This window comes from Samsonia erythrinae (assembly GCF_004342665.1).
Classification (GTDB): domain Bacteria; phylum Pseudomonadota; class Gammaproteobacteria; order Enterobacterales; family Enterobacteriaceae; genus Samsonia; species Samsonia erythrinae.
This window is the reverse complement of sequence record NZ_SMBY01000005.1, coordinates 1-22,850: the sequence shown is the minus strand read 5'-3', so window position 1 is coordinate 22,850 and position 22,850 is coordinate 1. Positions and strand designations below refer to the sequence as shown.

Below are 22,850 nucleotides of genomic sequence, written 5' to 3'. Positions count from 1 at the left end.
GGGGATGCTTTTCCACTATTTTCAATCACGACAGGAATTTCTTATGAACTATCACGTTGTGTCAGTGGCGCTGATCGCGCTTTTACTGAGTGCCTGTAACGCCCCGCGACAGGTGGCTAACTGTGAATCGGTCAGCTGTCGCCCACAGCCGGAGGCCCGGCAGTTAATCATCTGGTGGCAGCCCGATCTTCGCACCGGCCCCGCAGACTACAGCAGGGTTAGCGTAGATGAATGAACCCGCGGCAGTATTCGACAACCAACAGGATTTTCTCGTCGCGCTCGACACCGGGTCGGATGCCTGTTGGCAGGTACAGGCAGGCATCACGCTAAGCTTTTCGGCGGCGTCTGCGCGGCAGGGGGGGCTGATCTTAACGCTGGCGCCCGCTCGCTGTTATCCCGGTCTGCTGCGACAAGTTTTACAACGGCGTTTTCTGGAGGCCGATGCGCTATGTATGTGCGGATTAAGCCTGGACGACCAGCAACATCTCCGGCTGCATCGTGCGTTACCCGCACGACATGACCCCATCGGGGCCATTAATGCGCTGTGGTGTTTAGCGGGTTTGCCGCCACGCTGAGCGCTGAAAAAGTGACGGGTTTTCGCGCGACAACGCGGAACCGTCAGGGAAAGAAAATCACTTAATGGGGGAGTGTTGCAATCATGCGGTTTGACCGCACATGCGTTGGCACTTTCCTAACCCATTTACTCATTGAGGAAACATTATGCTTAATTCTCTTGGTGGCGGAACCTCTGTTCAAATCACGATCAAAACAGGCGGTGACGGTTTCTTTCCCCCCCGGACTTCACAAAGCCAACCCTCGCAGTCCGCGTTTGGTGGTCAAAGCGGCAATATCGCTGAAAAACTGTCTGACATGATGACTTCCCTGCTATTCATGGGGAGCATGATGGGAAGTGGCGGACTTGGCGGTTTGCTGGGACAAGGGCTCGGCGGCGGCCTCGGTAATCTGGGCAGCAGCCTGGGCAGCGGTTTGGGTGGTTTGTTGGGCGGTGGTTTAGGCAGCAGCTTAGGCGGCACGCTTGGCGGCGGTTTGGGCGGCGCGCTGGGTAGCGGTCTTAACGCCATGAACCCATCGGCCATGCTGGGAAGTCTGGTGTCTGACGTGCTGGACGATTTGTTCGGGGACGTGGGAAAACAACAGGGCAGCCTGTTCGGCGATAAACAGCCGTCTGGGTCAGAGTTATCCGCGTACAGCAAGGGGGTGAGAGATGTTCTGTCCTCCATTTTGGATAACGGTCTGAGTCAAACGAAAGGACAACAACCGCAGCTGCAATCGTCGTTTGGCAACACGGGTCTGGAAGGGCTGAGCGGCGCGGACGGATTTAACCAACTGGGTAGCTCACTGGGGCTGAGCGTAGGGCAAAAGGCCGGCTTGCAGGAACTGAACAATATCAGTACCCACAGCGACAGCCCGACGCGTTATTTCGTCGATAAAGAAGACCGTGAGATGGCGAAAGAGATCGGCCAGTTCATGGATCAGTATCCTGAAGTCTTCGGCAAACCGGAATTCCAGAAAGATCACTGGCAGACGCCGAAGCAGGATGACAAATCCTGGTCGAAAGCGCTTAGCAAGCCGGATGATGACGGTATGACGAAAGAAAGTATGGATAAATTCATGAAGGCGGTTGGCATGATCAAAAGCGCAGTGGCAGGGGATACCGGCAATACCAACCTGCACGCTCGCGGCAATGGCGGCTCATCACTGGGTATTGACGCAGCCATGATTGGTGACCGTATCGTCAATATGGGGTTGAATAAACTCGCGGCCTAACGAAACGTCACAGGGAGCAGGGGAAGACGCTGCTCCCCCTTGTGGTTCAGATAACACCGTTTCATCCCAAGGGATGAAACGGCTCGCTTAATTTCCCCCTTCCTTACGATCCCTACGACGTCACTCGCGCTTTTTTCTCCGCGGGATCGCGGCAAGATCGCCACATTGCATCCTAATCACACCGCTCCCCCACACCCGTTATGCCGACCGTCTGCCCGATGCCTTTCACCCGCGGGTACCCACCGCGTTACATCAACAACGCGCAGTGGTTTTGCCCGCCGATGGAAAACGGGGCGCGTGATTGCATCGGCGTCCTCCCCATGCTGTCCTGCCCGCGGCCTTGCGGCTCTTTTTGGCTGGCCATTAGGCGTTGCGACCGTTCCGGGGGGCGCTCTCCGGGTTCGCTCTGATCTCGTCCCCGTGTGGATCGCCGCGGCAGCGATGCTATGCTGCCCAATCCCTGTCTCGCCGCGTGCGATGCCTTAAAGCCCCGTTGCTGAGGTTGCCGCAGAGAAACCCCTGCCGGGCCGTCTCGTATCCATCGTTATGACGCCACGCACGGGGTAGCTTTTCTCGCTCGGTTGTGCGGTGGCCTCCCGTTGCAGCCGCTCAGATTGTGTGACGAGAAGCGGTATGACCGCACCTGAGCGTCTTTTTCAGGGGCGATGCGTCTGGCGTCTTTCATGGACGGTGGTCTGAGGTTGGCGGATAACCAGCCGGTGATGAGGATGACGACCGCGACACGTCTGAAGCGCGTCACGATGATGGATGAATAGCGGGAGAGGGGGATCGTCGGGATGTGGTTTATATGGCGTTGGCAACGGCGGGAGCACAAACTGAACCCGGGGATTTTCTTTAGACAAAAAGAAAGCCAGCGCAGGTTTCCCGCGCTGGCTTTTCCCCGGTGTGGTAATCGAATGATTACGCCTGTCGCACGGCAATAAAGCGGTCGGCGAGCAGACGGGCGATCCAAAATGACGTCTGCGCCACGTCGCTATGCAGCCCATTCTTTGAGTGAATATCAGCCTGATGCAGGAAATCCTGCTCCAGCGAATCCACAAACGTATCGAATTCGAATTCACCCCGTCGTTGTACGCCTGACTGGCTGAGCACCGCGTTCAACTGCGCTCTTACCAGTTGAATCGCCCGGTTGAATGATTCACGTTGAGCCGGTGTAATGTATCCACCTTGCCTGGCGATATCCGCCCAGCGAGCGGACGTAGGAGAAGTCATCGTGTTTGGCATCTTAATTCACCTGTAAGTTAGCGGAGTCCGGTACTTTGTAGTGATTGTTAACATTCGTCAGGTTGATATTGCTCCCCTTCACGTTCAGCCCTTCACTGTCGCTTTTCACAAACGAAAATTTGCCGTTTTCCGCGTCAATGTTGTTCAGGTTCAAATTCCAGTCGCCCTGTTGCCCACCGTTAGTACGGACGAACGTACCGAAATCTTTCGCTTTGAAATTATCGATCGTCAGATTTGCGTCGGCGTTCAGCTGGAAAATCTTATCGGAAGCCCCCTGAGCGCTGCTGTTGGTGATTTCAACATTGGCGGGTTTACCGCCGTTCGATTTCACCGTTAGCGCATCTTCGCCCACGTTTGTCCAGTGTACGTTATCAATTTTGGCATCGCCGTGAACATGCACGCCGTCCGCCGCATTATCGCCAAACACCACATTTTTCAGCGTAGCGCCCGGCGCCAGATCAAACAGTGGCTTCTGACCTTCAGCCTGACTGCCATCGCCTAACTTGCTGCCGGCGGTAAAGGTTTTGCCTCCGCCGTCAAACACTTCACCGGGACCGACTTTGATCGTGTCGTTCACCACGGTGGCGTTACCGCTGGCCGTTGGGAATGAGACGGGGCCCGCGCCAGCCGATGAGGCAGCAGGGGATGTGCCGTTCGTTCCCGTCGGCGCCGCGGTTACCGGCGCTGCGCCAGCGCTATTACCGCCGACAGGCGCGGAGGTGGCGGCAGGTGTACCACCAGACGGCATGGCTGGCGCGCCGCCGTTGCCGCCGGAGGCCGTTTGCGGTGCGCCTACCGATGGAGAGCCTTCGCCCTGTGACTGGCCGCTGCCTTGCGGCTGCCCGAATTCGCCTTTCTGCGAATCCATCAGATTGCCGATCAATTCCAGCAGCGCTTTTAACACATCATTGCTGCTCAGTTGGCCACCGCCGTCCGCCGTTGGGTTGATGGCGTTATCCAAGGCGTTGCCCACGGAATCTTTCAGGAGAGAGCGGCTTAAATCTTCCGGATTTTGCGCACTGCCGGCGCCACGGGTGTCGGATGCGCCGCTTAGCGGTGAGGCGCCGCTATTGCCGCCAGCCGGCCCGGATGCCCCGGACGCGGCTGGATTTCCCGTCTGCTGCCCGTTTTTACCGGGGATCAGCGCTTCCAGCAGTTTCAGCAAAATATCCGCGGGGTTGTTGTTTTGCCCTAGCGCCGAACTGCCGCCATTGCCTGCGCCAGCCTTGTCCAACGGGCTGCCATTGGCCGATGACGGCGTATCGCCTTGTGAGTTCGGCAGGAGTGCGCTGAGCAAGGTGCCCAACGCTTCCATGAGTTGGCTCTCTTGCTGCGCAGAACGCGGCGACGTGATCCCTTTATTATCCAGGTGTGAGGAATTCAACCCCGTCGAAGACAGGTTTGAGCCGGGTTGTGTGCTGAGCGAAATCGTCATATCAGCCATAACATCTCCTTGAAAGTAATGAGTGATGGGTCTTAACAGGCTTACGTCTGTTGCGAATTAAGTGAGGGAAAGGAGGCGGTGGTTCCCGAACGAGAGGTGAAAGATGTTGGGAACCGGGCGGAAAAAATAGTTACTCAATCAACACGCTCATCCCATCATCTATGGAACTTACTATGCAAAAAATCCAGCATGTACAGCCGGGACTGTCCATTTCGGAGATTAGGCCAGCCGCGGCTAAGGCAACGTTGTCACAGAGCAGCAGTACGGCTCAGAGCCAGAAAGGCGCGCAATCTCTGATTCAGCAAGGTTTATCCGATAAAGGCAAACAGCCCATGTTGGAGCAGGGAAGCAGCAGCCGGGTGAAAAGTCAGGATGCGCGCCAGCACACATTGCGCGAACTGCTATCATCAGGCGGGATGATTCAAAGCCTGCCGCGTAAGCAGCGCGATGCGCTGGCATCGGGCGGCCCAATCCAGAGTCTCTCCCGGTTTGGTGATGCGCCTATACTGTCGCGTGATAATAGCCTGTCGGAACATAGGTTAGCGAGCGACGTTGAACGCAGCGATCGTTTTCACACCGCGCCAAGTTCCTTTGCCGGCTCGCTACGACGCAGCGAGATCGGCGGCGATAGCGAGCGATTCTATACGCCGCGTGAGACGCTCTCTCCGGCGCATCCGAGTCAGGCGGCGTCAGCATCCGGCGTAAAAATAGATCATCACGGCAAGCTACAGTTGGGTAAAGCGCTGCCGGAAGCGGTGAGCACTCTGTTACAACAAACCATGGGGAAGAATCGCCAGCCATTTGTTGCTCATCACGAAAATCCGGATACGCAGCAGCATGCGCTACTGGACAAATCAGGGCGTATGTTCGTCATTCAACACGATCAATATCAGCATATTGCGCTCCACAGCAGTAGCCGCAGCGCACTGCCGGCAGGCAAAACCGGTATGGATAAGATACAGCTGGAATCCGCGTCGGATCGCATCATCGTCCGCCCCCACGCTGGCGAGCCTGCCAGCGTGCCGCTGTCTGGACGCCTGCTTCAGGAACTGTTGAGCGGTGTCCACCGGCAACCCGACTCCGCCTCCGGCTCGGGTGAACAACTGCGCCTTCATGATGGTAAACTGTTTGCGCTTAATACCGAGTTTGGCGTCTGGCAGCAAAACAGTGATGTTCCTCACAGTCAATTATCCCGGCAGGGCGATGGTCAACTGTATGCGGTCAAAGATGACCACACGCTGAGCAATCTGTCATCGGGGATGGCGTCATCAACCTTCAGCGATAAAATTAAAGCCTTCTCGGCCAATGAACACGGGCAGTCTGCCGTACTGACCGAACAGGATCATCTGACGCAGTTGCATCTGATGAGCACATTGGATGCAACGCCGCAGCCGGTGGCGCTCAAGCGGGAAGAGGGGGAACCGGTTAATGCGCAGGCCGTGGGGTTGACGGCTGAACATCTGCTGATTGCCGATGATGAAGGCCACCTTTACCACGCTCCGCTGCCTGCGGCTGGGGAAGACGCCGTCACGCTAACGCGGCTCCACGCGCCGGCGCTGGATGCGGCGCTGGGAAAAGACCATCGTATTACCGGATTTGCTCACGACGAACACGGACAGGCGCAGCTCCTGGCCACCGACCGTCAGGGACAGAATCACGTTGCTTCTCTGGGACAGGATGGGCTATCGCCAACGCCGGGTTGGAACCTGAGCGATAGTCTGGTCGTCGATAATAAACTGGGGCTGACCACGAAAACGCCGGCGGCGAAAGACACGCTGGATCTGGGAAGACTGGGGCAAATTGGTTTACAGGACGGAAAAGTTCATTTTTACAACGGCGATACCCAAAACTGGGAAGCTTCCGGCGTTGAGGCCAGCCAGCTTAAGCGTGGGCTGGATAATCAGGCCTACACCTTGAAAGACGGGGCTATTACGCCGTTGTCCATCAACCAGAATTCCAATTCGTTTACGCACGGCGATAACACGGTTTTTGCCCTGACGCAGGTGCGAATGACGCCGTCGGCGGGCAGCGCACTGCCGGGGATCGCCAAGGATGACGGCGTATCGGCGATGGCGGTGATTAACCGTAATAAATTCATCGCGGTGGATAAGCAGGGCGATTTACATTTCCACCAGATTAAACCGGGAACCAGCCAACTTGCCGCGCCCTCGCTGACGCTGCCCAAGAGCGGCCTGTCTGGCGAGATCCAAGACATTGCCCTGGATCACAAACAAACCCTTTATGCGCTGAACAAAGAAGGACAGCTTTTTCAGTTACCGAAAGACGACTGGCAAAATACGGCCCGTCATGACAGCGCGCAGTGGCAGCCCGTGGCGACGCCGGCAGACGGTAAGGTGAATACGTTGGGAACGGATGCGCAGCATCGTTTACAGGTGACACATGACGATCATGCGTTACATACCCTGCAAGGGAATACGTGGAAAACATCGTTCCCCGAAAGTGAAGAACCGTTGCCTAGAGGCGCGCGCGCGGCGGAAACGGTCTTTGGCCGGCTTGATGTGGCGACCAAGGGGGTGAGGATACCGCTGACTGGAGTAACGGTGAAAGCTGATGTACAGACCTTCAGTAAAACGGGAGAAGAATCCCAGCAGGTGAAAAGCAAACTGTCGGATTTGGTGAGAGCCCACGTTGTCACGTTCTCGATGGACGTGCCGCGACCGCTGAAAACGCTGGCTAACCATGTCCAGCATCAGCTTCACGGACGAGAAGGCCTGAAACCCGTTTATGACATGCAAACCCAATTACTGCAAAAGCTGGAAACGGCGGCGGCTCAACAACGGGAGGCGCCACGGGATCTGGCGAGCCGGATAGAGAATCTGGATCTGGGAGAAAAAGGAAAACCGCTGATCGGCCTGTTAAAACAGTTCAACACGGAACTGGAAAGTAGTTCGGCCAAAGCGGCGTTGCTGATAGGCAAACAGCAGGGCGTCATTGACGACAAAGGCGTCATGAATACGCAAGGACGACCGGACCGCCTGCACAGCGGTGAAAAAGATCTGGCTCCCGCGCTGCTGGCCGTGCTCGAAAACCACCCGTCATCGGAAACCAGTACGGCCAGTACGCTGATAAAAGCTTTTGTTGACAGCAAAACGCCGATCGCACAAAAACCGAACGGCGAGGCGTTTGGCATGCGGCGAGATACCAGCGACCCCCTGTCATTGGCGAAATCGCGGCTTGTGCTGGATACCCTGGTGTTAGGTGATTTGCATAAACTTACCGATCAGTTTGAAGCGCTTTCCGGTACGGCGCCGGATGATGAGGCGCTGGCGTCAATGATGAAAACCCTCAATGAACTGCGACAAGGCGAATATGGCGAAAACCCGGTGAAGAAAATAACGGACATGGGGTTCACCAATCACAAAGCGCTGGAAGCGGATTACGACGCAGTTAAAACCTTTATGAAGGCGTTCAGGAAGGAGGATAACGCCGTCAGCGTGACATCGAAAACCGTGATGCAGGCGTCCAGTCAAGCGGATCTGGTTGATAAAATGAAAGCGACCGTCATGTCGTTGGACAAAGGGGAAAGCATTGCGTTTAGTCGGACGTATGGCGGCGGCGCATCCACGTCTTTTGTCGTGACGGGGACGAGCCTGCCTTTCCCGCCGGTGCCGGGCGGCGGGATCAGCGGCGACAGAAATTACAACCTGAGTTTTTCGCGGGGCGAAAACGGTATTAATGTCGCCTTTGAACGCTCTGGCGGCATTACCGGGAAAGCGACCTATTCCGGCGGGTACGACGTCAGTGAATATCTGACCGGGAAAACCTCGACACAGATGGCGCAAAAAATCAACAGTCAGCACAGCTTCACACCGGATGTGCGTGCGTCATTCAATGTGTCCGCCAGCCTGAAAATGGCGCAGCAAAATGCCCTGAGTTTTTCCGTCAGCGAAGAAGAATTGCCTGAGTTTATTGACAGCCTGTCAAGCGGCGCGCTCGACCCGCTTGCGCTGTTGGATAAAGGAGAGCAGCACGCGGTGAAAGCGGGGAAAACCGTCAGTTTCAACCTCGATGGCAGTATGGCGTTGGATCTGCGTGGCGGCATAAACCTGACCAACAGCGGAGCGGCGCCTTCTGAGGCGGTCATCCGTGGTTCGCTCGGCGTATCGGCTAACGTTAATGTGCTGAATGCCGAAAGCGCCTCCAGCGTGAAACAAAGTAACACGACGACAACGTATGACGAGTCCAACAATCGCCTGCGTTTCATGAATCAACTCGGCATAGGGGCAAACGCCGCATTATCCGCGGGGGTGATCCGCACGCTGGATGAAGGGATGGTTCCGGTCTTTACTTCCACCAGCGTGGGGGTCAATGTGTCGGCCGATTCGCGCACTAACCAATCGATTAGCCTGAGTATGAAAAAAGCGGAGCCGCTGGAGTCAAAAGACATTGAAGACCTGACCAAAAGCCTTGCCTCTGCCTTTGGCGATCCGGCCAGTCAGTTACTGATCGGTGCAGTCAAAAAAATGGCGGAACCAGACCATCAACTCACCATTCTGAACGAACATTTTTCCGACAAAACGGCAGAGAGCAACGATCAGCGCCAGGGATTGGTCAACCTGAAAAAACTAAACATGAGGCAGGATGTCGCGCAGCGTGACGGCGCCATGTTGGACAGCGTTACACACACCACATCGTACACGAACCTCAGCAAACTGACGGAAAACGGGTTATTTCAGGTGATTGGTAACCACCTCTTTTCTACGCTGCCGCCGAGCAATGCCGATCGGATCAATAAACTGATCGCGGATAACCCGGCGCTGCAAGACATCGTGAGTCGCTTGCAGACTAATGACAGAGCCACCGTGAAGGTCGGGTTGGAACTGAAAGAGGATGTCCGGAGTGCAATAGAGCAGGGCATACAGAACCGGACGCACGGTAAAGATGATGTCATTGCGCTGTTTAAAAACAGCGACAACTTACGTCTCGCCAGCATCGAAGTCTCGCAGACGGTGAAGAAGAGCGAAGGGATTTCGCTTCCGCCGGTCATTATCGATACCTCAAGCAGCGCGGGCGTCAATATGAGCAAGCTGCTCGGCAGCGTCAGCTTCAGCTACGGGCAGGATCAAACGATGCCGCAAAGCTACAAACTGGGCGGCGAGATAGCGAAAGCCAGCCCCGCCACCATCCATGCCCTACATCAGTTACAGCAAGAAGGGCTGCAACTGAAAAGTTAATGTGTAAAAGGAGAATACCATGACGCATACGCAGCAATATATTACCCGCTTATTACGCCATTACGGTGAGAGCAACGGCGGTCAGTTTCGTTTACAGGACGGCATCTGCGCACTGCGCGAGCCGGATGGACAAGAGGCCGTCGTACTGGAAGTGCCCGCCAACAGCGACGTACTGGTATTGCACAGTGACGTAATGCGATTTCAGGCAGAGGTCGGCATATCCGTTTATCAGCTTATGTTGATGCTCAATTTTGAGATGGCGGCGATGAAGGGGTGCTGGCTGGCGTTGGATGAAAATTTGACCCTGCGTTTGTGCACCCAACACATTGCGGCGTCGCTGGATGATGCGAGTTTTACGGTGCTGCTGCTTGGCTTTACCGAACAGGCAAAAGAGACCCGACGGCTGATTCATGAGTTACGGCCGGACCTGATGGCGGCATAACGTTGATTCAGCGTAACGGTGGGGGAGCGCGCCTAATATGGGCGATCTCTGCCGGATTAACACCAAACGAAAACCGCTGGGGCAGGTGGACGATACGCCATTGAGCGTTCTGCAAACGCTGTCGGCTCGTCCTCTCTGCCGTCTGGGGGGATCGGGTGATGAGTCGGGCGATGTCGGAGTCGCAGAGGGCGCGACCTGAATGACGTCGCTCAACGGCGTTGCCCCGACGGAACGTTTCTGCATATTTTCAGGGAACCGAACGCATTTTCACGCCACTCATCTCTTAGCTATCTTCGTCATACCGCTATCGGCCTGCTTACCGGTCTGTCCGTGCTCGCACGCAGTATGTTCGGTCTGACGACAACAGAATGGGGATGCAAATGATTAACCGTATCGAGAGCAGAAGCAATTGGGAGAGCGTCGCGACCACGGAGCGTGCCGAGGCCGGCAGGCCGCGCGCTGCATTGCCAACGGCGCGATCGGGCACTCGCGCCATTGATTTTGGTGACGTCGCGCCAAATGTGACGCAAATTCCTGCTGATTTAAGGACGATAACGCCGGTGCGCGTTTCGCCAGCGGCACAAAAGGTTGCCGACAGTGCAGCGATTGAGAATCCAAAACCGATCGTCGATCTTCAGGCTATCGACAGTTCTGAACATAGCAGTGCGAAAGTGCTGGAAACGTGGTCGCCATTATTGGGTGATTTGCCGGAAAATGAACGTGAAAAGGCGGCAAAAGAACTTAACCGCCCGTTGGCTGCGGCGAAAATGCTACAGGATGGTGGGCAGAATGCAGAAAAAGCGCTCGCTTATTTGCGTGAAAATCCCGCGATCTATACGGCGATGGATACGGCGAAAGATGGCGGCAGAGCGGATGGACATATCTCCGAACGGGATATCAAATCCTTTATCAAAAACATGGAACGGCGCGCCGATGACGCGAATCATGCCGTAAAGGCATACAGGGAAAAGAATCCGACAGCCGATGCGCAGTCGTTGCGGTTGGTGCAATCTTCAGCGCTGCTGCTGGCGAATGAACCCTTGATTAACGCTGCCGACCCCAAAAAATTCTACACCTCTTCCTCTGTGCAACGTAATGACCGCGACAGTACCCTGGCCGATCTTAACGCGATAACGAGTGATAACCCCACCTTGTCGCCTCAGTTGAAATCGGCGGCCAAACTGTGGTCGCACCCTGGGTTATTCGGGATACTGGAACACGCGGATGTCAAAGGCGAGAAACTGGCGCGCGTGCCGCATGACGGCAAGTTGATGCTGCATGATATGAAGAGCTGGATTCGTGAGCAGGCGCCGGTGAATGAGCAGGAGATGACGGATACGCTACACAATGCCGCTGCGCTGGGGCTGGCGGCGAAAACCGATATCAGCAAGCTGGACGACGCCGTTTTTACTCAGCCGAAGGCGTACAGCGGTGCGCAAAAATCGGCGACGTTGGTGAAACTGCAACAAACGCTGGAACAGGTTATCGCCGGACGTGTATATCGAAATACGGAAGAAACGGAAAGCGTGTTGAATCAGCGTATTGAGGCGCTACAGCAAGATGGCGATGTGATCCAGCACTTTGAGCAGGCCGTGCCGCGTGAGATGAACCGTATTTTGCAGTCCGATCCGGCGCTGGCGCAGGCGGCAATAAACCCACGCTCTGCGAATATCGCGCCACAGGCCGTCGGGCTGGATGCCTCGCTTTCGGCTGGGAAACACGGGGGCGCAGGGGTAAAAAGCGATGCGCAGGCAGTGGAGAATGCAGGGCGCAGCGTGATGGGGTTTGCCAAGTCATCGTTACATACAGAGGATTTAACCAAGGCGGCAGGCAGCAGGGCGGCAATCGGTCTGGCAGGTAAAGCCGGTGCGGCAATTGCCGGGAAAGTGGTCGGCGCGGTAGCGGGTGAGGCCGCGGGAGCGGCGGCGGCCTCCGCGGTTGGCACCGCAGCAGGGCCGGTAGGCTGGGCGGTGAGCGGGGTACTCAGCATCGGTATGGGCATTGCGGAGCTGGTGAATTTTCTTAACGCCAAAAGCAAACTTAAACATCGTCGGGAAGATTTCGCCAGGACGGTTAACCCTGTGCTGGAGCAGTTTAACATTCCCAAGCCGCGTTGATGCTGCGGATTAAATCTCGAAACCCGGGGCGACGACTTTCACCGGTTTTTTACACGCGTCAGGCGTAGGCTGATTGGCGGGGAGGTGGCTACAGTCCGGGGCAAAAGGGTTCAACGCATCACGATTCAGATAGAGGATAAACAGAATAAAAATAAGGAGTGGGATTAAAATACGCTTTCTTTTCATGGCGACGGTTATCTTCAATCAGTTGTAGTATAAAAAAGGATATATTAAAAACGGGTGAATTTTAACGCGTAACGCGGTGTTTGTCTTTAGTCATTCGCCTTTCCACTTAATAGTTGTGGTTATTATGGCGGTATGGAGTGAATGATTTAAATATCTCAAAACGAATTAAGGCGCAGGGGAACTTTGATCAAAATAAAAAAACACAGTTGGCTTCTTATCGATGAGTGAATAACTCATATTCAGTAAAACTTTAATGCGGCGTCAGGTTTTATTGTTACTCCTGAGCGATATAAAACAACAAAAATGGATAATGAAATCCAAAAAACTCAGAAGATGACAAGGCTTATTTTGTTAGTCTGATGTTAAAAATCATTTCTCTCGCCGAATCTAAAGGATAAAAATCATGTCTGACCTGCTTGCCGAACGACGTTTCACCGCGAATGATGCGATTCCCTCTGAGGAGGGTGCCGCGGTTGACCGACAGACATTCCGCGATGCGATGGCAAAGTTAAGCGCGGCGGTCAATATTGTCACGACAGACGGCCCGGCAGGCAAGGCGGGGTTTACCGCATCCGCCGTAACCAGCGTCAGTGATACCCCAGCGACGCTCCTGGTGTGCCTGAATCGCGCATCATCGGTTTATCCCGTGTTTCAGGTGAACGAACATCTGTGCGTCAATACGCTGGCGGCGCAGCATGAAGCGTTATCGTCGGTGTTTGGTCGCCCGTCTTCTATCGAAACTCGATTTGCCGCGGCAAAATGGGAAATATTGCACACGGGGTCACCGGTATTACAGGATGCGCTGGTCGCCTTCGACTGTCGGGTAGAGGAAATCGTGAGCGCGGCGACGCACGATATCTTCATCTGCCGCGTGTTGGCGCTGAAACAAGGAAAGCCTACCGATGGTTTGGTCTATTTTTCCCGCCGTTATCATGCACTTCGTGGTTGACGTCAGCACATGTCGCGCCTCCATTGAACCGTTCGACCGGAGGCGATGGGGGGATTACGAAGGGGACAACACCGCCTGTGGTACTGCACTCTGTGCGGTGCTCAGACGGTTCAACGCGGCTTCCGCCAACCGTGTGAAATAGTGTGAGGCAGGCGCAATCGCACTTTCGTCAGGATTAAACTGTGGGTGGTGCAGGCCAAATTCGCAGTTTGAACCAATACTGACGAACGTGCCCGGCACTTCCTGGAGATACAGCGCGAAGTCTTCGCCGCTCATTTGCCGTTCAGCGTTTTCCACCTGATAGCCTGCATCACGGGCAATTTGTTTGCTGAAATCGGCCCATTCCGCCGTATTCACGACCGCCGGCGGGCCGGGATACCACTTCAGTTCCGCTGTTGCCCCCAGCGCAAGGGCGATACCGCTAATCAACTGCTCAATCCGGGTGGGAATTTCCGCACGAATTGCCTTGTTGTAAGTTCGCACCGTGCCTTCCAGCTCCACCGTTTGCGGCAGCACATTCCAGGTATTGCCGCCCTGAATACGCGTGATGCTGATCACCAGCGACTCCAAAGAGCTGAAGCTGCGACTGGGCAGGGTTTGTATGGCGTTGACGATATGACAGGCGGTGACGATGCTGTCGATGCCTTGTTCCGGCTTGGCCGCGTGCGCGCCTTTACCGGTAATGGATATGGAAAAACGATCCACGTTGGCATAGAAGGATCCGCTGCGCGTGGCAAACGTCCCGGCGGGAAGTTCCGGCGCGTTGTGCAGGCCGAAAATGGCGGCGACATCCGTAAGCGCGCCCGCGCGGATAAGCTGTCTGGCGCCTGTTGAAACCTCTTCCGCCGGCTGAAAGAGTAGCCGAACTTTCCCCGGCAGCCGGTGTTCACGTTTCTTAAGCAAACAGGCGGCTCCCAACATCACAGCGGTATGGAAATCGTGTCCACAGGCATGCATCACGCCAGCGTGCTGCGATCGAAAAGCCACGTTGACCAACTCCTCAATCGGCAGCGCGTCTATATCCGCACGCAACGCAATAACGGGCCCGCTGCCGTGTCCGATTTCGGCAACGACGCCAGAAGTTAACGAGAGGGGTAAAAGTCGGATATCTTTTTCTTGCAGCCAATGGGTAATGCACGCGGTGGTGTGATGTTCCTGATTGGACAATTCCGGGTACTGATGTAAATGCCGCCGCCAGTGAATAAGCTGTTGCTCAAGCGATAATGATTTATCACAACAGGGGATATTTTCAGCCATATCCATACACCTCCTGAAAAAAATAATCTCTATAAAGGTAGCGGATAGCTATCGCCCGGATAAATATCATCTGGTTATATTTCATGTCTTTTTATCTTCACTTCCTTGATCTTCACCCGACAACGCTTTGTATAAGAAATGCTATGCTTTTCTGTTTCTGTCGCGTTTAAACATTATCATCGCAAGGGTAACATAACCCGAGGCTGGTAAAATAAACCTGACGGACAGGGATTTACATCATCAATAGCAGAGGGATTGAATGAAAATCAGTAGGATAAATAAGGGAATTGTCGCGCTGCTGCTGACGCTTCCGCTATATGGATTGGCGGAGACCCCGTCGCCTGATTCGTTCGCCGGCTATACTACGCAGGATCTCACCGCGGCATTGCCTGCACGGCTGTCGAATATGATTCAGCGAGACAAAGTCGTCGATGTGCCAAATCACATGGTTCAGACCGAGTATGTCGATGCTTCGACGGGGAATAAGGCGCTGGTGTCGCTGTATATGTTACCGCCAGACCGCAATGGCAACATTCCTCTTGCCGCCAAACCCAGCGATTTGGATGCGGTGATTGCCAGTACCGAAAAGGAAATGCTGCGCCAGCGCATTAAACCCGACCAGCGCGCAGGGCAGATTGACGATGCAACCCCTTATCGCTGCTTACAAACTGTTCTGAATAACAAAATTATGCACTCCCTTTGTTCGGCGCTGATTAAAGGGCGAGTGCTGGAAGTTCAGGCAATCAGCGTGATTAAAAATGTTCAGGATAAAGCCGAAAGGCGTAATATCCTCGGGCAGCAGGATAAATTCGTGACAGAGATAGGTCAGGCGTTGCTGGCACTTAAAAAGTAACCCAATGGGGCGGCGACGGTCATCACCTGCGAAGCGCCGATATTGAGCGAAGGCGAGTGCCTTCGTTTTTTTGTGCCTAACGCCAGTCTCTTGCCTTGCCATCGTCATTACGTTTGTGCATAACTGGCTGAAATCATCATGGTAAAAAAACACCGGATCAAATATATGCTCTTGCTGCTTATTTTGGCTGTGATTGTGTTAGCCGTTTATGGCTGGGTGACGCAGCCGCAGTACGTTTCACCGGAGGTAAAACCGCAACCGGGAAACCCACTTTTCCACGATGGCGCGTTCCACAACCCGGTAGCCCGACCGGCGGTGGGAAACCAGAGCAGGATAACCTTACTGTACCGCTTTCTGTTTGCTAAAGATCCCGAGGCGTTGCCGGAAACCCGACTGCCTTCGCGAAAGACCGATCTCCATCAGCTTAGTAAAATGGATAACGTCATCATCTGGATGGGGCACTCCAGTTATTTTATTCAACTGGAAGGAAAAACGTTCCTGTTGGATCCGGTATTCAGTGATAACGCCTCGCCGATACCGCGCACCAATGTCGCGTTCAACGGCAGCAATATTTATTCACCGGAGGATATTCCCGTCATCGATTATCTCCTGATTACCCACGATCATTGGGATCATCTGGATTATCCGACGTTAAATGCGCTACGCGGGAAGATTCGCCGTATCGTCACGCCTACCGGCGTAGGCTCCTATTTTGTGAAATGGGGATTCCCTCAGGAAAATATTACGGAAGGCGGCTGGTTCAGCCGTTTGCAAGAGGATGGGGTGGAAATCCATGTGCTGCCTGCGCAGCATTTTTCCGGCCGACTCTTTAAACGGAATCAAACGCTGTGGGGATCCTTTGCGCTGATAACCCCGCAGCACCGTCTGTATCTTGGCGGAGACAGCGGTTATGGCGCACATTACACAGCGATCGCCGAGCGCTTAGGCGAGTTTGATATCGCGATAATGGAGTGTGGACAGTACGATCGGGAGTGGCCTCATGTTCATATGACGCCGGAGGAAAGCGCGCAGGCAGCCAGCGATTTAAAGGCCAAAGCGGTGTTGCCGAGCCATAACAGTAAATTCAAACTGGCGCACCACCGTTGGAACGAACCGCTGGAGCGAATGGCCCAGGCCAGCCAGGGCCGTGATTGGCGGCTGATGACGCCGCGTATCGGCGAACGTGTCCAAATTGATAATCCCCAGCAGACATTCACTCAATGGTGGTTGCCTGAATGAACGCAGAAACCCTGTGGTTCAGACGATAAAAATCCACGCAATTGCGTGGATTTTATGGGGTTTTCTAGTCTTTATGCGATTCACTGAGATCGCATGAGACAACAGCGGCTGTTTAGACGTTGAACCATGACTTTTATTGTATTTTATTGATATTAAATGTTTTAATTTCTAATGTTCTTTAATTATACTCATGCTTGTACTCATTTTGGAATTGGCTCGCTTTCGGAATGGACAGTTCGTATGTTCGACTCCATAATCGGCACCATTTCAAACTTTTGCCAAGTCTACCGAAACCAACTCAAAGCCCGTATACGGCTAGTTTCTAGCCCGTACCTTATCTTTTGGTATCAACTGGAATCAAATCACAGTTGGGGGCATAAGTGGGGGGCAATCTGTGTTCGGTCCAGGGATATGCCCTAATGAAGTGTAAGTATCCCGGTAAGCCGTGGTGCGACAGAGAAACCAAGAAGGTTCGCCATTGCTCCGGGGAAGTCTTTCATTACGCCATAGTTACCAGCCTACGGAATACAATCCCGCAGCGGATCTAACCAGCGTGATGTCAGGACATGAATCAAAACATTATCCCTTCCTTATTGTTGTGGAGTCAGAGAGTAAATGGCATTTATTAGTCATTAAAAAAATAATCAGTTGAATTGGTTATCCATGACTTCCCTGACACACTTAAATGTGTCGGGGAAGTGAGTTTGTTATGATGTGAATATTTTTATATCTACACCCATCTCATCAGCACTACTTAACCAATCTTCGATTAGTTGAAAAGCTTGTATTGTTTCAGATTGCTGGTCAGTATCTTTTGACATCTCTTCAATGAAATGTTTTTTCGAAAAAGAGTTGCCCATTACTATCCATATTTCTTTATTGCACAGTGGTGATTTTCTTCTATTAGATATTAACTCCCAGGTTTTTTCCTTAAGTTTATTTTCTTTATTAGGGATCTTTCCAATTTCGTTAAAGGCTAATCTAAAACGAGACTCAAGTTTATGTTTGGCTTTATGGGATGGCCATGCTTTATCCCAAATAGAGTAGTTTCCTGGGGTATTAGCATCTGAGTGTGAAATCAGATAGGTTAAGTTTTTAATTGCTTGACTTCCGACCTCTGCTATCGCTCCTGCTGAGGATTTTGGAGAACTGGATGATTTCCCACATTTTACATGAATGAAACATAATTTATCCGGTGATGATACGATAAAATCACATGGTTCTGTATCCATGTCAGTGCAAAGAACGAGATCGCAATTTGGAATATAAGGATGAAAGGGTCCTAATTGTGGAAGAGTAGCATTGCTATTTGAGTGGTTTTTTAATTGATCAATTAAATAAAATATAGAATTCTTATCAAAGCTTGTGCTTGTAGTATTAATATACATATCATTTTCATCATACTTTCCTTTTTCTTTAAGACCCTTTGAAAGCAGGGCTGGAATGCTTATGAGTGAACGTCCCGACCAACTTTCCTCAGCAGTAATACCTTTTTCAAAAGGAAGTGAAAATTTATAAAATTTCGACGCACTATATGTTGTTCCGTCTAAGAAAAGAATTCTAAAATAGTCATTATTTAAATAAGCAATTATTTTATTGAAATCATCATAATTGTTAGTAGTTGTCAAAAGATAACTATGTTTATCTTCTTCATGCTGAATTTGTATTTTAAATGGTTTTGAACCAACAAATAACTCCGCACCTTCATCTTCTGAATATTGAAGGTAATAATAGTCCGGTAGGAAATTCTTTTCGGAAATTAATCCGGTATCGAAATCTGATAAATCTAGAATAATTGAAACTATATCGGAATTGGGTTTTTCATTGATGGGTTGCGAGAATGACTTTATTAATCGGCCATTATTAGTTGCTTCTTTTGCTGTTCCTAAATCAATTTTCTCAATCCATTCAGATAGTTCTTCTATACTAAAATTCCTTTCCATTTGGTCAGAGACACGACCAGACCTAGCCCCTATATAGAAACTACTGTCATTTTTCCCTTGTTCATCCTTATTAACTACTTTCAATGTTGTTAGTGCGTACATGGCATTGCGCTGAGTGCTATTTATATTTTCTAAATTTTTACCTTTTAAGGACATCGCTTCCGGTCTATTTTTTGCAGTACCTATAGCCCTTGAGTGAGCTTCTTTTATTTCACGGACTTTAGTGGCTGCAGCTAATGCTGTTAATCTATTGATATTTATAGGGTTTGAAAGATTTAAGTCGATTCTATTTGCATACTTGGCACCAGCGCTGTCAAAGATAGCTATGCTATTAGATAACTCTTTAATTATTATTATTTCTAGCTTTGGTTCAAAAAATAACTTATCAGAAAGATATTTTGAGCTATTGAATGATATGTATAGATACATGAATACATTATGGTCATTTTTTATTTCTTTAACAAGTGAACCTTGTGTATGCAGTTCCCAATATATTTTATCCAAAAGAAGGGGGGGTGAGTAATTAGGCCCTTTTTCTATAAAGCAAACGGATGCCAATGGTATTGAAATATCATTGGCATTTATGGATTGCAAGTCCAATCGTTCTCTGAAACGACTAGAGAAGTAGCTGTATTCAGGGAAGTTATCAAGAAATCCTTTTATTAGGTTAGTTGTGCTTAGCGATTTTATAAATCCTTTTGAACCGCTAGGTGTGGATATGTAGTCATCAAATACGCGGTAACTTTGCCACATTCTTTCATTGGATAAACTAGCAAGATCTATTATCATCGGTTCTATTGAATTGTAATTCCTAACAACTCTCCCAATAGTTTGAACCAATTCTCTACCACTTCCAACTTGATAGGTTGAAACTAGTAATTTTGCTTCAGGCAAATCTACACCTTCATCAAGTTTATGTTGATGAATAAGAACTCTTATGTTGTCAGATTTTAATGCGGAATTTACTGATTTAAATTTACCGCTAACTTCATCATTTCTAAATGTCTCATGTATACTTACTGTTTTGAATTTTTTAGAAATTGATTCGTGGTATCGAGATATATCATAGGCATCTTTACATTTTATTATGCATTTTATATTTTCATTTTTTTCTAGAAAAACCTGTACTTCTTGAAGCATTTTCTCCATTGAATTCACTTGAATGAAATTTGGCTCAGTAATTATTTTATCAGAAATAGCCTGTTTAAATGTAAAGATAAAATAATCATCTAAGTCAACGTTTAATTCGAAAAGATCATTCCTATATGGTGTTGCCGTTATTACAACTTTTATTGCATCTGATTGTCGTACGATTTCTCGCCATACAGGAGATGGTTCAGAATGACCTTCATCAATAATAATAAGATCAAAGAAACTTTGTGTCTCATCTAGGTCTTCTGGTGATAACATTGATAGTTTTTGAAATGTTGATATATATATACCATCTTCATTTAAATTATTAATGTTTTTAAATGTATTCTTTAGTTTTATATCTGGATCGTTTAACGTCACTCTAAAAAATCTACTTGATACTTCTTTATAGAGCTGTTCCTTAACTGCTCTCCTATGACAGATAATTAAAATATTTCGCTCTTTACTTAGATGTGATATTAAACTTATGACACCTGTTTTACCCGCTCCCGTTGGTAAGTTAATTAAGCATGCCTTATCACGAATATTTCTTTTCTTAAATTTAAAAAATTTCTCCACAGCTTCTTCTTGACATTTCCTTAATTTTCCTGTGGATGATTTTAAGTATTTTAATAAATTTCTTTGCATGTAATCTCCTTTGCATATTTAAAAAACTCAATAAATACAATTATGATAAAAGGGTTTATAACCAATCACCTTGGTCCGCACTGTGATCTTCTCTAATTGCATCTTGTTGATAGCTTATTGCAATGCGGTCTAAGCAAGCTGCGGTTCGAGGCCATTCAAATCTAAGATCATCAGCATCTTGTTTATAGCGTTCTACTAATATTCGTTCTTGCCCACCACCATCGTGTGGCATGCGTACAGTTACGCCACGGCGGTTGTAAACACCAACTTCAAAACCACTCTCCATTGCTCGACTTCTAGCAAACTCAATAACTTCGCAAATTGCTTCTGGCGGCCAAGTTTCATTTATTTTTCTTTTTGCGGCAGAGAGAATCATGCCAATCGTGTTATCACCTATTTCACCACGACCTGCAGACTTCAGTAATTGACGAGCTTGCTTGACCCACGACATCAATACATAAGAGTCAATAGTCCCGTTCTCATCGGTCCCGGGTACAATTGCCCAATCATGCAAAACTTGATATGCCTGGCTTGCTAGATCACGGGCCTGCTTAGAATTTGCTGGTTCAGATTCAACTACACCACTATCTTCTTCAGGTAGATAGAGTAATTTCATTAGTGAGGTAAAAAACACAGGGTCTTTAGCAAGAGCCTGATGTAAGTTTCTGGCTGGATGTCGTGAATGCCTTAAAACTTGAAAATAAACCCATTCGAGCCTCACAATTTCTTCTATTGAAGTATTTACATCACTCTCCAGATAATCTAGGAGAATGCCAATATAATAGCTCGACATCGTATTGTCATTATTGGAAGAGTCTGTAGTGCTCGCAGCGGTATGCATTACTCTAATAATAACTGAGCCTTCTGGTTCTATCTTTATATTATTAGCAAGCCACGCAAGAGCATCGTGACTTCGGTCTGCCAGAAGTAAATGGTCAATGACATACTCAAGCTCTATATCCGCAGAAATCCTAAATGTAGGGATCGTCTGCCAATATATTGTACTAATATTAACTGGCCTCGATTCTATTTTAAGCCAAAGCGACATTACAGGTGGTAATACTTGGGCAATGCGTACTTCCGCCAACTTCCCCCAATTATCAGTTATAGCTTGTTCCCATATTTCATGAACCCAAGTTTCGCTTTCTGAACTTTTCGTGGCTTTGAGTCCATAAAGAATTCCCAAACCAATATTTGCTATATCTGAATCACCAGAAATTAGAGTTTTTTTCATTAGAAAATGTTTATGCCCACAATTTGTTGAAGATCGCGCTAAAGCAAGACCAAAATCGTAGTGCAGCGTAATTGTCGAAGAGAAATGAAATATTTGTTCAAATTCAAGTTCTGCAAGTAAGAACTCTACTGCTTCCGATTGTCTCTCTTCGAGCCTATTTCGTTGTGTTTGCCAATCATAATTTTCGCCTAGCTCATTGGCTCCTGCACAAAATAGCCAGCGAAAACGCTCCTCGACATTTTCTGGTGTTAGTGAAACAAATGTAGCATCCAACGGTGCTAATTCTTCTTCAGACAGAGCCCATGGAGCATCTTTAAAACCACGGTTTCTTTGTAAAAAATGCCGTAACTCATTCCACAACCTTTCTTTTTCATCAGATGATGTGAGGTTAAGGGAGTAATCAGCTAATTGCTTAGCTGCTGAAAATTTCCAGTTTGAATCAAAATTCCCCCAAAGGTGGAAAAGTTCAAACCACCGTTCGCACCTCCCATTTATATGCATTAATAATCTGTCACCGATTTCACATGCTGCTGTTGCAACAGAGGACCAGGTAATCGACTCCGGCTCATTAAGAGTGAAATCACGCCAATTTGGCATAGAAGAAGGTTCTGAAGTATCGTTTGAACGAGGTGCTAATGCGAGCAATAACTTCCAACCAGCAATTGGATGCATCGATATGATCCGATCAATGACCTTAATACGTTGTGATGAATTAGCATAAGTTTGTGGTGACCAACTAACAAAAATCCGCCTTAAAGAAACTGCTGGACGGTTACCCCATCGACCTCCGGGATCGACATCATCTAACCAAGCCAGTAAAAGTGCTGATTGCATTAGATAACTCGGACTACGCGCTAGCATCTCTAATGCCCATAACAAATTTGAAAGGTATTCTGTGGGTTGCATTATCCCTTCATCACTTCGGAATAATGACAAAATCTGAGGTGAATCGCCTTCCAACCCAGCTTCTACAGCGTCTAGAAATACCGTTGGGGCTGTGTAAATAGACCCATTTTAGTTCCATGCATTTTTTGAGTTCCCGGCCAAATAATGGTGCTGTCGGTATTCCTCCGGTGTCATATTTTTCAGCGATTCATGCGGACGTTCACAGTTATATTCTGATAACCATTTTTCCGTGATTTCACGTACTTCATTCAGCGTTCTGAACAGATAAAAATC

Annotated in this window: 16 protein-coding genes and 1 pseudogene; 11 read left to right on the top strand and 6 right to left on the bottom strand. The window is 49.9% G+C overall.

All coding sequences use genetic code 11. From position 1 onward, the window contains the following. Positions 1-43: 43 nt before the first annotated feature. From hrpT to EDC54_RS09785, 3 genes are all read left to right on the top strand, one after another. Positions 44-235 carry an HrpT family type III secretion system protein gene (gene hrpT, locus EDC54_RS09795; protein WP_132455653.1) on the top strand — a complete coding sequence of 64 codons (192 nt, stop codon included), beginning with the start codon at positions 44-46 and terminating at the stop codon, positions 233-235. Continuing rightward, the gene (locus EDC54_RS09790) at positions 228-575 is read left to right on the top strand and encodes a type III secretion protein (protein ID WP_132455651.1); all 348 of its coding nucleotides are present in this window, start codon (positions 228-230) and stop codon (positions 573-575) included. The genes hrpT and EDC54_RS09790 overlap by 8 nt, the downstream gene beginning before the upstream one ends. Positions 576-720: 145 nt before the next feature. Next, positions 721-1,788 (top strand): type III secretion protein HrpN, encoded by a 1,068-nt coding sequence (locus EDC54_RS09785; protein WP_132455649.1) that lies wholly within the window; start codon positions 721-723, stop codon positions 1,786-1,788. Between the two features lie 921 nt (positions 1,789-2,709). On the opposite strand, the gene EDC54_RS09780 is transcribed toward EDC54_RS09785, so the two are convergent. Both EDC54_RS09780 and EDC54_RS09775 read right to left on the bottom strand, forming a co-directional pair. Continuing rightward, positions 2,710-3,033, bottom strand: coding sequence for a DNA-binding protein (locus tag EDC54_RS09780; RefSeq protein WP_132455647.1), 324 nt, complete (start codon positions 3,031-3,033; stop codon positions 2,710-2,712). 1 nt (position 3,034) lies between these two features. Further along, a complete protein-coding gene (locus EDC54_RS09775; protein ID WP_132455645.1) occupies positions 3,035-4,477 on the bottom strand; it encodes a pectate lyase in 1,443 nt (480 codons plus the stop codon). A gap of 173 nt (positions 4,478-4,650) precedes the next feature. Here EDC54_RS09775 and EDC54_RS09770 point away from each other — a divergent pair, with 173 nt between their 5' ends. The 5 genes from EDC54_RS09770 to EDC54_RS09755 all read left to right on the top strand — a co-directional run bounded on the left by EDC54_RS09770 (position 4,651) and on the right by EDC54_RS09755 (position 13,366). Next, positions 4,651-9,672, top strand: coding sequence for an AvrE-family type 3 secretion system effector (locus EDC54_RS09770; RefSeq protein WP_132455643.1), 5,022 nt, complete (start codon positions 4,651-4,653; stop codon positions 9,670-9,672). Between the two features lie 19 nt (positions 9,673-9,691). Further along, entirely contained in the window at positions 9,692-10,114 is a 423-nt protein-coding gene (locus EDC54_RS09765; RefSeq protein WP_132455641.1) for a CesT family type III secretion system chaperone, read from the top strand. A 37-nt stretch (positions 10,115-10,151) separates the two neighbouring features. Then, positions 10,152-10,313, top strand: a complete 162-nt coding sequence (locus tag EDC54_RS17900) for a hypothetical protein (protein ID WP_165904296.1) — start codon at positions 10,152-10,154, stop codon at positions 10,311-10,313. 181 nt (positions 10,314-10,494) lie between these two features. After that, positions 10,495-12,231 carry a type III effector HrpK domain-containing protein gene (locus tag EDC54_RS09760; protein WP_132455639.1) on the top strand — a complete coding sequence of 579 codons (1,737 nt, stop codon included), beginning with the start codon at positions 10,495-10,497 and terminating at the stop codon, positions 12,229-12,231. Positions 12,232-12,820: 589 nt separating this feature from the next. Continuing rightward, positions 12,821-13,366, top strand: coding sequence for a flavin reductase (locus tag EDC54_RS09755; RefSeq protein ID WP_132455637.1), 546 nt, complete (start codon positions 12,821-12,823; stop codon positions 13,364-13,366). 54 nt (positions 13,367-13,420) lie between these two features. Here the strand turns inward: EDC54_RS09755 and EDC54_RS09750 are convergent, their stop codons facing one another. Then, the gene (locus EDC54_RS09750) at positions 13,421-14,623 is read right to left on the bottom strand and encodes a M20 peptidase aminoacylase family protein (protein ID WP_132455635.1); all 1,203 of its coding nucleotides are present in this window, start codon (positions 14,621-14,623) and stop codon (positions 13,421-13,423) included. A 259-nt stretch (positions 14,624-14,882) separates the two neighbouring features. On the opposite strand from EDC54_RS09750, the gene EDC54_RS09745 reads away from it, so the two are divergent. The 3 genes and pseudogenes from EDC54_RS09745 to EDC54_RS18060 all read left to right on the top strand — a co-directional run. After that, a complete protein-coding gene (locus tag EDC54_RS09745) occupies positions 14,883-15,476 on the top strand; it encodes a hypothetical protein (protein ID WP_132455633.1) in 594 nt (197 codons plus the stop codon). 165 nt (positions 15,477-15,641) lie between these two features. Then, positions 15,642-16,715 carry an MBL fold metallo-hydrolase gene (locus EDC54_RS09740; RefSeq protein ID WP_132455631.1) on the top strand — a complete coding sequence of 358 codons (1,074 nt, stop codon included), beginning with the start codon at positions 15,642-15,644 and terminating at the stop codon, positions 16,713-16,715. Positions 16,716-17,156: 441 nt separating this feature from the next. Next, positions 17,157-17,319, top strand: a pseudogene (locus tag EDC54_RS18060) (phage integrase central domain-containing protein); the annotation flags it as partial. 103 nt (positions 17,320-17,422) lie between these two features. Here the strand turns inward: EDC54_RS18060 and EDC54_RS09730 are convergent. The 3 genes from EDC54_RS09730 to EDC54_RS09720 form a co-directional block, all read right to left on the bottom strand. Continuing rightward, entirely contained in the window at positions 17,423-20,437 is a 3,015-nt protein-coding gene (locus EDC54_RS09730) for a DEAD/DEAH box helicase (RefSeq protein WP_132455629.1), read from the bottom strand. 55 nt (positions 20,438-20,492) lie between these two features. Further along, positions 20,493-22,577, bottom strand: a complete 2,085-nt coding sequence (locus tag EDC54_RS09725; protein WP_230514498.1) for a hypothetical protein — start codon at positions 22,575-22,577, stop codon at positions 20,493-20,495. Between the two features lie 108 nt (positions 22,578-22,685). After that, on the bottom strand, positions 22,686-22,850 hold a 165-nt coding region (locus EDC54_RS09720), incomplete at its 5' end, for an integrase core domain-containing protein (protein ID WP_165904295.1).